This window comes from Crossiella sp. NPDC003009 (assembly GCF_053591555.1).
Genome location: NZ_JBSFUA010000019.1, coordinates 37,852 through 49,562 on the forward strand (window position 1 = coordinate 37,852; position 11,711 = coordinate 49,562).

The following is an 11,711-nucleotide window of genomic DNA, read 5'->3' on the forward strand; positions in this document are numbered from 1 at the left end:
GGCTAGCCGCCGGTGGAGGTGGGGGTGGCCGGCGCTTCGCCGCCGGGTGTGCCGCCGGGGTGCTCGGAGTTGGCGTTGGTGGGCACCACGGTGTCCTCCGCCTTCACCTCGGTGCCAGGGCTGCCCGCAGGGGCCGGGGCGCCCGGCGGCAGCTTGGACAGCAGCACCGGCGCCTGCTCCTTGCCGACCAGCACATCGCCCTTGACGCTGCCGTGCACCGGGGCCAGCCCGCTCTTGTCCGGCAGCCGCGCGCCGACCTTGCACTCCACCCTGCGCGCGCCGGCCAGCCAGCTCTCCTGCTTGAGGGTGTCCCAGAACACGATCAGGCCCTTGCGGCTGACCACGTCCTGGCCGCCAGCGAACTCCGCCGCGGTCCTCGGGCACTCCGCGGCCAGCAGCTCGTCCTGCTTGGCCTCGGCCGGGAACTCCTGCGGGAACCGGGCGCCCAGGTTGACCACGCCGACCACCTCGTAGGCGTGCGGCCGGTCGCACTGCACCGGGTCGTAGACCTGCTTGCCGCTGATGCCAAGGCACATGCCCTGCGGGTGCACGTTGGACGGGTCGGCGGTCTTCGCGCTGCCCGCCGTCGGGTACAGCAGCCCGGACGGGCCTGCGTCCTGCATGCCGCACCAGACCTTGCGCTCCCCGGAGTTCCAGCTCTTCTCACCGGAGCGCAGCAGGTTCACCCCGAGCTTGCCGTTGGGGTCGAACCGGCCGTCCAGGTACTGCACGGACATCTCGGTGCAGCGGTCGGCGGCGATGCCCTCCCAGCGGATCGCGTCCGGGAACGGCGACCCCGGCGGGAAGTCCGCGGAAAGGTCGACCGAGCCGGTGATCTCGAACAGGTGCGGCTTGTCGCATTCCACCCGGCGCGCGTCGCCCGCGTCCTGGCGGGTCCAGGTCAGGCAGGTGCCGGGCGGCGCGTCCCGGACCGCGCTGGCCGGCCCGTCGGTCTCCCCTGCGACCTCGGGACCGACGTGCCACCCTAGGACGGTGCTCAGCACCAGGACCATCAGCGCACCGGCGAACGCCCCTGCCATGACGCGGCGGGTGCTTGCCGTGTTGTTCATGAGGCGAATCCGATCAGCGGTCGACGTCTGGGGCCCTGGCATCCTCTCCATCATGCCGTGAGGCCCCCATTCATACGGCCATCCGGGTGACGTGTATTGCTATTCAGCCTTCTTGCTCCGTCACAGGGACGACGTAGGTACGGTGCCGCCGGGAGTGGTCGATGACTGAGAACGTGAATCCGGGTAACCAGCAGCCTCCTGTGCCTCCCAGGCGAGGACAGGTTAGCCACCAGGACCCGAGTACGACGAGGGCCCGTCCGCCGACCCTGGCCGAGCAACGTGCTCGCCAGGAGGCCGAACAGGCGGAGCTGGCACACCGGCAGGCGGCGATCGCCGAGGCCGAGCGCAAGGCCAAGCTGCGCAAACGGCTGCTCATCGGCGGCGGGGTGACCGTGGGCGTGGTCGCGCTGGTGGCCATCTGGTACGCCGCGCAGCAGCCCGACGACGTCACCGCGCGCTGCGTCGACCAGAACGGGGTGGTGGTCGACGACGACTACTGCGACGACGACTACGCGCGCTCGCACGGCGCCTCCGGCCACAGCGGCGGGGTGTTCATCTACAGCGGCGGCCGCCAGTACAGCTACAACTACGGCGGCACCGGCAGCTACGGGCAGAAGATCACCGGCGGCAGCTCGGTGCGCCCCAAGGACGCCAACATCAGCACCGCCAGCGGCAAGTCCATCCAGCGCGGCGGCTTCGGCATCCGCGGCGGCGGCTCCAGCGGAGGCAGCTGACCGTGCGTCGCGAGACCTCAGCGCCGCGCCCCGACTGGGAGTCGCGGATCGCCGGGCAGGGCCTGGTCTACGGCTCCCCGGCCACCTACGCCGACGGCAGCCGCCGACCGTACTGGGACGAGTCGGTGCACTACGTCTTCGAGCTCGACGAGGTGCTGGCCATGGAGGCCGACGTCGAGCTGCTGCACTCGATGTGCCTGGACGCGGTGGACAACGTGGTGACCACCGAGCGGTTCAAGGACTTCGGCATCCCGGAGTGGGTGTGGCCGGCCATCGCCGAGTCCTGGCGGCGGCACGACCCGCACCTCTACGGCCGCTTCGACCTGCGCTACGACGGCTCCGGCCCGGCCAAGCTGCTGGAGTACAACGCGGACACCCCGACCTCCCTGCTGGAGGCCGCGGTGGTGCAGTGGAACTGGCTGCAGGAGACGCACGAGGGCCACGACCAGTGGAACTCCATCCACGAGAAGCTGGTGGAGCGCTGGGGCGAGCTGGCCGACAAGCTGCCCTCGCCGCTGGTGCACTTCACCTTCTCCGGCGCGGACGCCAGCGGCGAGGACCACATCACCGCGGCCTACCTGCAGGAGACCGCGGCCGAGGCCGGGCTGGACACCGTGGGCCTGGCCATCGAGGAGATCGGCTGGGACCCGGTGCTGCACCGGTTCGTCGACCTCCGCGAGGACCCGATGGGCACGGTGGCCAAGCTCTACCCGTGGGAGTGGCTGGTCGACGACCCGTTCGGCAGGCACGCGGTGGAGACGCTGCCGGGCACGCTGTGGATCGAGCCGCTGTGGAAGATGCTGCTGTCCAACAAGGCGCTGCTCGCGGTGCTGTGGGAGATGTACCCGGGGCACCCGAACCTGCTGCCCGCCTACCTCAACGAACCCGGCTTCCTCACCGAGTACGTGAAGAAGCCGCTGCTCGGCCGGGAAGGCGCCAACATCGACATCGTGGCGCCCGGCATGGAGCAGCGCACCGGCGGCGTGTACGGCGCCGAGGGGTTCGTCTACCAGTTGTTCTCGCCGCTGCCGGAGTTCGACGGGATGCGGCCGGTGCTCGGCGCCTGGGTGGTCGGCGACCACGCCGCGGGGCTGGGCATCAGGGAGACGGTCGGTCTGGTGACCGACGACGGCGCGGCGTTCGTGCCGCACCGGATTCCGCAGTCGTCGTAGTCCACACTGGACCGTCCAACGCAGACGGTCGGGTAACTAGGAGGAACCCCAAGTGTCCAACCTGATGACCGTGTCCAGCCTCGCGCTGGAGCCCGGCTTCGGCGCCAACGTCGTCCGCGGCATCGGGGCCATCGCGCTGTACGCGGTGGTTGGCCTGCTGCTCATGCTGGTCGGCTTCTACGCCATCGACCTGACCACCCCCGGCAAGCTCAACCAGATGGTGCGGGCCGGCTCGCCGAACGCGGTGGTGATCACCGCCTCCGGGCTGCTCAGCATGGCCTTCATCGTGGTGGTGGCCATCTACAACGCGGCGGGCAAGCTCACCGAGGGCCTGCTGCTGGCGCTGATCTTCGGCCTGGTCGGCATCATCGTGCAGGTGCTCGCGGTGCGGCTGCTGGAGTGGGCCACCCGGATCGACATCGGCGCCATCCTGCGCGCGGACCAGTTCACCCCGGCCAGCCTGGTCGTCGCCTCGGCGCACCTGGGCCTCGGCCTGGTGGTCGCGGTCGCCATCAGCTGATCTCCACCGGCGCGGTGGGCGGGGTCCGGCTGGACCCGCCCGCCGCGTTGATCACCCTGGTCAGGCGCTAGGCTGACCGACTGTGATCGACCTCAAGACCCTCCGCGAGAACCCGGACCTGGTGCGCGCCTCGCAGCGTGCCAGGGGAGAAGACCCGGCGCTGGTGGACGCGCTGCTGAGTGCGGACGAGCGGCGGCGGTCCGTGGTCTCCAGGGCCGACACCCTGCGCGGTGAGCAGAAGGCCTTCGGCAAGCAGGTCGGCAGGGCCCAGGGCGAGGAGCGCGCGGCGCTGCTGGCCAAGGGCAAGGAGCTGGCCGCCGAGGTGAAGGCGGCCGAGGCCGAGCAGCACGAGGCGGAGGCCGAGTTCGTCGCCGCCCAGCGCCGGATCTCCAACATCATCGTGGACGGCATCCCGCACGGCGGCGAGGACGACTACGTCGTGCTCAAGCACGTGGGCCAGCCGCGCGAGTTCGACTTCACGCCCAAGGACCACCTGGAGCTGGCCGAGGGCCTCGGCGCGATCGACATGGAGCGCGGGGCCAAGGTCTCCGGCTCGCGGTTCTACTTCCTCACCGGGGTCGGCGCGCAGCTCCAGCTGGCGCTGCTCAACCTGGGTGCGCAGCAGGCCGTCGCGGCCGGTTTCAGCCTGATGATCCCGCCGGTGCTGGTGCGCCCGGAGATCATGGAGGGCACCGGTTTCCTGGGCGCGCACGCCAGCGAGGTCTACCGGCTGCGCGATGACGACCTGTACCTGGTGGGCACCTCCGAGGTGCCGATGGCCGGGTACCACTCGGACGAGATCATCGACCTCACCCACGGGCCCAAGCGGTACGCGGGCTGGTCGTCCTGCTTCCGCCGCGAGGCAGGCTCCTACGGCAAGGACACCCGCGGCATCATCCGGGTGCACCAGTTCGACAAGATCGAGATGTTCTCCTACTGCCAGCCGCAGGACGCCGAGGCCGAGCACCAGCGCCTGCTGGCCTGGGAAGAGGAGATGCTGGCCAAGGTCGAGCTGCCGTACCGGGTGATCGACACCGCCGCGGGCGACCTGGGCGCCAGCGCGGCCCGCAAGTTCGACTGCGAGGCCTGGCTGCCCACCCAGCAGACCTACCGGGAGGTCACCTCGACCTCCAACTGCACCACCTTCCAGGCCCGCCGCCTCGGCGCCCGCTACCGGGACGCCGACGGCAAGCCGCAGGTCGCGGCCACGCTCAACGGCACGCTGGCCACCACCAGGTGGATCGTGTCCATCCTGGAGAACCACCAGCAGGAGGACGGTTCGGTGCGCCTGCCCGAGGCACTGCGGCCGTTCTTCGGCGGAGCGGACGCGCTGAAGCCGGTCAGTCGCTAACAGTTTCGGGTTAGTCTCGGAATGAGACAGTGCTGTCTCACCGGTGGTAGCGTCGTCTCATGGTGGCAGACCGAGAACGGGTCCTGCGCGCGGCTGCCGCGCTGCTGGTGCGGCGGCCCAACGCGGCGATGGCCGAGGTCGCGCAGGCGGCGGGGATAAGCAGGGCGACACTGCACCGGCTGGTGCCCAGCCGGGACGCGCTGGTGGTCGAACTGGCCAAGCTGGCGCTGACCGAGGGCGAGGCCGCGCTGGAGGCGGCCAAGCCGGAGGACGGTGACGCGGCCGAGGCGGTGCGCCGGGTGGTGCGCGAGCTGATGCCCATCGCCGACCTGTACGCCTTCCTCACCGGCGAGCACCTGCTGATCACCCGCCCCGAGCTGGACGCCGGGTACGACCTGCTCGACCGCAGGCTCACCGCGCTGATCCGGCGCGGCCAGGAGTCCGGCCAGTTCCGGGTGGACCTGAGCGCGGAGTGGCTGGTCGAGGCGCTGGTCGCGCTGCTCACCGGCGCCGGGTTCGCGGTGCTGGACGGCAAGCTGGCGCCTAGGGACGCGCCGCGCGCGGTGGCCGAGCTGCTCATCGGCGGCATGCTCAGGGGTGGGGTGCAGTGAGCGAGACCGCCGCAAGCCAGAGCACCGAGGTGCCCTCGAGGGCCCGCTGGATCGCGTTATCCGCGCTGGTGCTGGCGGTGCTGCTGATCGCGGTGGACGGCACCGTGCTGCACCTGGCACTGCCCATGATCACCGAGGAGCTCAAGCCCACCAGCCAGGAGCTGCTGTGGATCGGTGACATCTACTCCTTCGTGCTGGCCGGCCTGCTGGTCACCATGGGCACCCTCGGCGACCGGATCGGCCGGAAGAAGCTGCTGCTCATCGGCGCGGTGGCGTTCGGCCTGATCTCGGTGCTGGCCGCGTTTGCCACCACCTCTGCCATGCTCATCGCCGCCCGCGCGCTGCTCGGCCTGGCCGGCGCGACGATCATGCCCTCCACCCTGTCGATCATCCGGAACCTGTTCACCGACCCCAAAGAGCGGGTCATGGCGATCGGTATCTGGGGTGCCATGACCTCGGCTGGCGCGGCGGTCGGCCCGGTGGTCGGCGGCGTGCTGCTGCAGAACTTCCACTGGGGCTCGGTCTTCCTGATCAACGTGCCGGTGATGATCGTGCTGCTGATCGTCGGCTGGAAGGTGCTGCCGGAGTCCAAGGACCCCAAGCCGGGCGCCTGGGACCTGCCCAGTGCGGTCGCCTCACTGGTCGGCATGATCGCGCTGGTCTACGGCATCAAGGAGATCGCCGCGGTCGGCTTCGGCCTGCCCGCCGCGATCGGCCTCGGCGTCGGCGTGGTGGTGCTGGCCTGGTTCGCCCGCCGTCAGCTGAAGCTGCCGGTGCCGCTGGTCGACGTCCGGCTGTTCCGCACCGGCAAGTTCAGCGGCGCGGTCTTCGCCGACCTGCTCGCGGTGCTCGCGCTCTCCGGCGTGGTGTTCTTCGGTGCCCAGTTCCTCCAGCTGGTGCAGGGCTACCAGCCCTTCGACGCCGGTATCCGGGAGCTGCCGGTCACCGTCGGCGCGGTCATCTCCGGCCTGCTGGCAGGCGCCTTCGCCGCCCGGTACTCGGCAAGGGCGGTCTGCGCCAGCGGCCTCGGCCTGACCGCGTTCGCGCTGGGCGCGATCGTGTTCATCGAGGGCGACACCCCGTACCTGTACTTCGGCCTGATCCTGCTGTTGGTCGGCTTCGGCTGCGGCGCCTCGTTCACCATCTCGGCGAACGTGGTGCTCTCCGCGGTGCCCAAGGAGAAGGCAGGCGCCGCGGCGGCGGTCGCGGAGACCGCCTACGAGCTCGGCACCGCACTGGGCATCGCGCTGATCGGCTCGATCATGACCGCGGTCTACCGCGCCAACGTGATCCCGCCGCCCGGCCTGCCCGCCGAGGCGGTGGCCGTGGCCAAGGACTCCCTCGGCGGCGCCACCGACGTCGCCAGGAGCCTCGGCGAGCTCGGCCAGCAGCTGGTCACCGTGGCCCAGCATGCCTTCGTCGACGGCATGCACTGGGCCAGCGTCGCCTCCGCGGTGGTGATCGGCGCCGCCGCGGTGTCCGCCTGGTTCATGCTCAAGGGCGTCTCCGCCGACTCCACCGTCCAGCACTAAAGGTCAGCCAGCTCGGCCCGGACCAGGGCGGCCGCGAGCCGCGCCTGGTCCGGGCCACTGACCAGCTCACCCAGCTTCGCCGGATCCCCCGGCAGCCCGGCTTTTTCCGCGCCCTGCAACGCTTTCCGGTCGAAGTACGGCCGCAGCTCCGGCCACACCGCCTGCGCCTCGCGGCAGAAGATGTCCGCGCCCACCGGCCCGATCCGGGGGAACTCGGTGAGCAGCCCGGTCAGCTTCCCGGTGTCCCCGTCCGCCTCGGCGCGCAGCTCGCGCAGGTCGCCGTGCCAGCGCGCCAGCAGCAGCTGGGCGCCCTCGCCGAGCGCGGTCGCGGTGCTCTCGTCGTAGCGGACGTAGTGCGCGCGGCCCAGCGCGTCCACCCGCTCCTGCCAGCTCGCGGCCAGCATCTTCTCCGGGGTGCCGAAGACCTTCAGCTCACGGGCGGCGTCCACGGCGATGTCCGCGCGGATCCGGGTGGAGAGCAGGGTGGCCAGCACCAGCAGCCGGTACAGCGGGGCGGGCTTGTCCGCCAGCGTGATCCCCGCCTGCTCGGCATAGGTCCGGCCGCCCCGCTTGAGCAGGTCGCGCACGGTGTCCTGGGCACTCATGCGCTTCGGGTGCCCGGCGTCACCGGGTTCAAGCCCGCGGCGTGAGGAACTTCCCGGCGACCTCGAACAGCGTCTCCTCCCGGCCCGCGTACCAGTCATCCGGCCGCGGCCAGTGCGTCACCAGATCGGTGAAGCCCAGCTCAGCGGCCCGCCCCACCGCGTCCGCGAAGGCTTCGGGACTGGAGAGGGAGAACACCGGCCCCGCGTCCAGCTGGAGGTAGCGGTCGATCGAGGCGGGATCCCGGTCGCTGGCGGCCAGCGTCTCGTTGAACTTCTCGGTCACCACCCGCAGGTTCCGCCACCACTCGTCCAAGGTCTCCCCGCCGGTGCCCGTGGTCGACCAGCCCGCCCCGTGCTCGATCGCCAGCCCCATCGCCTTCGGCCCGTTGCCCGCCACCAGGAACGGCAGTCGCGCGGACCCCAGGCAGCCCGGCAACGTCCGCGCGTCCACCGCGGTGAAGAACTCGCCCCGGTAGGTCACGTGGTCCTCGGTCAGCAGCAGGTCGAGCAGCTCCACGAACTCCTTGAACCGCCGGAACCGCGCCATCGGCGGCAACACCGCACCCCCGAGCACGGTCGCGTCGAACCCGATCCCGCCCGCCCCCAGCCCCAGCGTGAACCGCCCACCGGAGATGTCGTCGAGGGACAGCAGCTCCCGGACGAAGCTGGCCGGGTGCCGGAAGTTCGGCGAGGCCACGAAGGTGCCCAGCCGGGCCTCGGTGGTCACGGTCGCGGCCGCGGTCAGCGTGGGCACGGTGCCGAACCACGGCCCGTCCGCCAGCGACCGCCAGGCCAGGTGGTCATAGGTCCACAGGTGGTCGAAGCCGAGCTCCTCCGCCGTCCGCCACCGCCGGGCCGCTTCGGACCAGCGGAGTTCGGGCAGGATCACAATGCCGAAGCGCATATCCGCCGAGCCTAGTCAGCTGGCACCTCTGTTGTCGGTAGTCATCGCTACTGTCGCGGGGATCGCTGGATCGGATGTGGGGAGTGGCCACTGTGGGCGGGTTTTTGCGCGTCGGCGAGGTGTACCGCTACGCGAGCAGCAGGGACCAGAACTCTCCCATGTTGGACGGCTGCCCCAACTACCACTACGTGACGCACTCGCCAGGGGAGAAGTTGGCTCTCCTGGAGGCGGGCATCAACGGGATGGCCAAGGTCGGTGAACGGCGCCCGGCGATTCTCATCCGTTCGAGTCCACGGAAGGCAGGCACGGAAGACACGCCGTGGCACGACGTTTTCGACTTGGACCACGGCCACGTCCGCTATTTCGGTGACCACAAGGTGACCTCGACCAAGCCGGTGGGTCGAACGACCGGAAATGCCGCGCTCCTGGAAGCGTTCGTCGGCCATCAGGGACGGACTCCGGAAGCGCGGGTCGCGGCTGTCCCCTTGCTGCTGTTTCGTTCGGTGTCGCACAACGGCAAACACAAGGGGTATCTGGAGTTCTGCGGACTGGGCATCATCGAGCGGGCCGAGCGGCTGGTGCAGCGGAGCGGAGGCGAACACACGTCTTTCGTCAACTACGTCTACGACATCGCGCTGATCGACCTGTGTGAGGAAGAGGACCAGGTCTCCTGGGACTGGGTGGCCGCGCGCAGGGACGAGAACGTCACCGACCAGGAGGCGCTCGCTCGTGCGCCACGGGCCTGGCAGGAGTGGGTGCGGCGCGGCAACTCCGCGTTGCCGAGGCTCCGGCGCCAGGTGGCGCGCGCCAAGGTCGTCAAGGTCCGCGACCAGCGCCCGAAGACCAGCATCGACAAGGCTGAGCTGGACTGGGTCTACCAGCGCTTCGACGGCCACAAGCACGCGTTTGAGGCATTGGCCTCCGCTGTGGCGGCCCGGGTGTTGGGAGCCGGTGGGCAGAATTACCGCGAAGGCTGGTTGACGAGCAGATCCGGCGACGGCGGAACCGACTTCGTCGGCAGGCTCGATATCGGCAGCGGTCTGGCCGGCACCAGTCTGGTCGTGCTCGGACAGGCCAAGTGCGTCAAACCCACCTCGTTGATCAGCGCGGAGCAAATCGCTCGGGTGGTGGCTCGGTTGCGTCGTGGCTGGATCGGTGTCTACGTGACCACCGCGGCCTACTCGGAGAAGGCACAGCAGGAAATCGTGGAGGACCAGTATCCGATCGTGCTGATCAGCGGGATGGAGCTGCTGCGCGAACTCCGGCGGATGGCGCGGGACGATTTTGGCGACGACCTGCCCGCCTGCGTCGAGCACCAGTTGTCCGAGCGGGAAATGGCGGTCACCCATCGCCGCCCGGAAGAGATCTTGCTCCAGTGACGGCGGGACAACTTCGGCGCAGGATCACAGCGCCGAACCGGCTGCGACCGTGCCCTGGTCAGGCAGGATGAACGGCGTGCGCAAACCGTTGCTGGTGGCATCTGACGTGGACGGAACCCTGATCGACCCGCTGGACCGCATCAGTGATCGCACCCGGCGGGCGGTGGCCGCGGTGCGCGCGGACGGGGTGCCGTTCGTGCTGGCCACCGGCAGGCCGCCGCGGTGGGTGCACCTGATCAGCGATGAGCTGGAGCTGGACGGGTACGCGGTGACCGCCAACGGCGCCCTGGTCTACGACGTGGGGGAGCGGCGGGTGGTGCGGAGCTGGTTGCTCGAGCCGCCGCTGCTCGGGGATGTGGCTTCGGCGTTGCTCAAGGCGATCCCGGGTTGTGCGTTCGCGGTGGAGCGGGCGCCGGATGGGGCGGCGCCGACCTTTGTGCCCGACCAGCCCTACGGGGCCTTCCTGGCCGAGAACGGGTACACGCACGCGTGGCCGGAGTCGCGGTCGGTGGAGGTCAGCCGGGCCGAGGTGCTCGGGCACCCGGCGATCAAGCTGCTGGTCCGGCACGAGGGGATGACCAGCGAGGAGATGAGCGCGGCGGCCGAGGCGGTGCTGGCCGGGGCGGTGGGGATCACCTTCTCCACCTCGGCCGGGCTGATCGAGCTGGCCTCGCCCGGCATCACCAAGGCGACCGGGCTGGCCTGGGTGGCCGAGCAGCTCGGGGTGGCGCAGGCCGATGTGCTCGCCTTCGGCGACATGGCCAACGACCTGGAGATGATCAAGTGGGCCGGTTGCGGGGTGGCCATGGGCAACGGGTTGCCCGAGCTGGTGGCGCTGGCCGACGAGGTGACCGCGAGCAACTCCGAGGACGGGGTGGCCGCGGTGCTGGAACGCTGGTTCTGACCGAGCCGGGCTTACCACTAGCATCTGCCCGGTGATGGCGCTCGACGTTCTCATTCCGTACTACGGCGATCCGGACTACCTGATGAGGGCGGTGCACAGCGTCCGCGCGCTGGTGGACACCGACTGGCGGCTGGTCATCGTCGAGGACTGCTACCCCGACGGGCCCGCGGTGGAGAAGCGGATCGCCGAGCTCGGCGACGACCGCATCGTCTACCACCGCAACGAGACCAACCTGGGCACCGCGGGCAACCACTTCCGCTGTGTGCAGCTGGCCGAGCGCGAGCGGTTCGTGGTGATGGGCGCGGACGACCTGCTGCTGCCCAACTACGGCACCCAGCTCGCCGAGCTGCTGCAGCGGTATCCGGACGCCGCGCTGGTGCAGCCGGGCGTGCAAGTGATCGACGAGGCCGACCAGCCGTTCCTGCCGCTGCCGGACCGGGTCAAGGCGCTGGCCGGTCCGGGCAAGAAGGAGACCGAGCTGCTCGGCGAGGCGGCCGCGGTCAGCCTGCTGCGCGGTAACTGGCTCTACACCCCGGCCATCGCCTACCACCGCGACCTCACCGCGCACCTGCCGTTCCGGGAGGGCACCGACGCGGTGCACGACCTGGGACTGGTCATCGACGTGCTGCTGCAGGGCGGTTCCCTGGTCGTCGGCGAGGAGCCCGCGTTCCAGTACCGGCGGCACCGGGCCGGGCACTCCAGTTCCGCGGCCAAGACCGGGCAGCGGTTCGAGCAGGAGCGGGACTACTTCGCCCAGATCGAGGCCGAGCTGCGCGAGCGCGGCTGGCACCAGGCGGCCAAGGCCGCGAAGCGCCGGTTGTTCTCCCGGCTGAACGCGCTCACCCAGCTGCCCGGCGCGGTGGCTTCGGGGCAGGGGGCGGCAGTCCGGACCCTCCTCGGGCACGCCCTGCGCTGACCCTAGGGTTGGG

The 11,711-nt window shown here is 70.5% G+C and carries 12 protein-coding genes; 9 read left to right on the forward strand and 3 right to left on the reverse strand.

All coding sequences use genetic code 11. The features are described 5' to 3' along the window. Positions 1-2: 2 nt before the first annotated feature. Positions 3-1,070 carry a septum formation family protein gene (locus ACWDY5_RS21005; protein ID WP_449723860.1) on the reverse strand — a complete coding sequence of 356 codons (1,068 nt, stop codon included), beginning with the start codon at positions 1,068-1,070 and terminating at the stop codon, positions 3-5. 200 nt (positions 1,071-1,270) lie between these two features. On the opposite strand from ACWDY5_RS21005, the gene ACWDY5_RS21010 reads away from it, so the two are divergent. The 6 genes from ACWDY5_RS21010 (at position 1,271) to ACWDY5_RS21035 (ending at position 6,990) form a co-directional block, all read left to right on the forward strand. Continuing rightward, entirely contained in the window at positions 1,271-1,804 is a 534-nt protein-coding gene (locus ACWDY5_RS21010; protein WP_449723861.1) for a hypothetical protein, read from the forward strand. A 2-nt stretch (positions 1,805-1,806) separates the two neighbouring features. Next, positions 1,807-2,976: a glutathionylspermidine synthase family protein gene (locus ACWDY5_RS21015; RefSeq protein WP_252485640.1), complete on the forward strand. Its 1,170-nt coding sequence runs from the start codon at positions 1,807-1,809 to the stop codon at positions 2,974-2,976. 64 nt (positions 2,977-3,040) lie between these two features. Further along, positions 3,041-3,496, forward strand: a complete 456-nt coding sequence (locus ACWDY5_RS21020) for a DUF350 domain-containing protein (protein WP_283666044.1) — start codon at positions 3,041-3,043, stop codon at positions 3,494-3,496. An 82-nt stretch (positions 3,497-3,578) separates the two neighbouring features. Further along, positions 3,579-4,847, forward strand: a complete 1,269-nt coding sequence (serS, locus tag ACWDY5_RS21025; protein WP_449723862.1) for a serine--tRNA ligase — start codon at positions 3,579-3,581, stop codon at positions 4,845-4,847. 59 nt (positions 4,848-4,906) lie between these two features. After that, on the forward strand, positions 4,907-5,458 hold the full coding sequence (locus ACWDY5_RS21030) for a TetR/AcrR family transcriptional regulator (RefSeq protein WP_449723863.1): 552 nt from the start codon (positions 4,907-4,909) through the stop codon (positions 5,456-5,458). Then, positions 5,455-6,990 carry an MFS transporter gene (locus tag ACWDY5_RS21035; protein WP_449723864.1) on the forward strand — a complete coding sequence of 512 codons (1,536 nt, stop codon included), beginning with the start codon at positions 5,455-5,457 and terminating at the stop codon, positions 6,988-6,990. Before ACWDY5_RS21030 ends, ACWDY5_RS21035 begins: the two co-directional genes overlap by 4 nt. On the opposite strand, the gene ACWDY5_RS21040 is transcribed toward ACWDY5_RS21035, so the two are convergent. Both ACWDY5_RS21040 and ACWDY5_RS21045 read right to left on the reverse strand, forming a co-directional pair. Continuing rightward, positions 6,987-7,595 carry an endonuclease gene (locus tag ACWDY5_RS21040; RefSeq protein ID WP_449723865.1) on the reverse strand — a complete coding sequence of 203 codons (609 nt, stop codon included), beginning with the start codon at positions 7,593-7,595 and terminating at the stop codon, positions 6,987-6,989. The genes ACWDY5_RS21035 and ACWDY5_RS21040 overlap by 4 nt on opposite strands. Positions 7,596-7,623: 28 nt before the next feature. Then, positions 7,624-8,499, reverse strand: a complete 876-nt coding sequence (locus ACWDY5_RS21045; protein WP_449723866.1) for an LLM class flavin-dependent oxidoreductase — start codon at positions 8,497-8,499, stop codon at positions 7,624-7,626. An 83-nt stretch (positions 8,500-8,582) separates the two neighbouring features. On the opposite strand from ACWDY5_RS21045, the gene ACWDY5_RS21050 reads away from it, so the two are divergent. From ACWDY5_RS21050 to ACWDY5_RS21060, 3 genes are all read left to right on the forward strand, one after another. Continuing rightward, complete coding sequence (locus ACWDY5_RS21050) at positions 8,583-9,878, forward strand: restriction endonuclease (protein ID WP_449723867.1); 1,296 nt, start codon at positions 8,583-8,585, stop codon at positions 9,876-9,878. Positions 9,879-9,945: 67 nt separating this feature from the next. Then, the gene (locus ACWDY5_RS21055) at positions 9,946-10,782 is read left to right on the forward strand and encodes a Cof-type HAD-IIB family hydrolase (protein ID WP_449723868.1); all 837 of its coding nucleotides are present in this window, start codon (positions 9,946-9,948) and stop codon (positions 10,780-10,782) included. A 34-nt stretch (positions 10,783-10,816) separates the two neighbouring features. Continuing rightward, entirely contained in the window at positions 10,817-11,698 is an 882-nt protein-coding gene (locus ACWDY5_RS21060) for a glycosyltransferase family 2 protein (protein ID WP_449723869.1), read from the forward strand. The last annotated feature ends 13 nt before the right edge of the window (positions 11,699-11,711 follow it).

Coding starts and splice junctions, on each gene's coding strand:
- ACWDY5_RS21005 (WP_449723860.1), bottom strand. CDS start 1,070: ATGAACAACACGGCAAGCACCCGCCGCGTCATGGCAGGGGCGTTCGCC.
- ACWDY5_RS21020 (WP_283666044.1), top strand. CDS start 3,041: ATGACCGTGTCCAGCCTCGCGCTGGAGCCCGGCTTCGGCGCCAACGTC.
- ACWDY5_RS21030 (WP_449723863.1), top strand. CDS start 4,907: ATGGTGGCAGACCGAGAACGGGTCCTGCGCGCGGCTGCCGCGCTGCTG.
- ACWDY5_RS21040 (WP_449723865.1), bottom strand. CDS start 7,595: ATGAGTGCCCAGGACACCGTGCGCGACCTGCTCAAGCGGGGCGGCCGG.
- ACWDY5_RS21045 (WP_449723866.1), bottom strand. CDS start 8,499: ATGCGCTTCGGCATTGTGATCCTGCCCGAACTCCGCTGGTCCGAAGCG.
- ACWDY5_RS21055 (WP_449723868.1), top strand. CDS start 9,946: ATGAACGGCGTGCGCAAACCGTTGCTGGTGGCATCTGACGTGGACGGA.
- ACWDY5_RS21060 (WP_449723869.1), top strand. CDS start 10,817: ATGGCGCTCGACGTTCTCATTCCGTACTACGGCGATCCGGACTACCTG.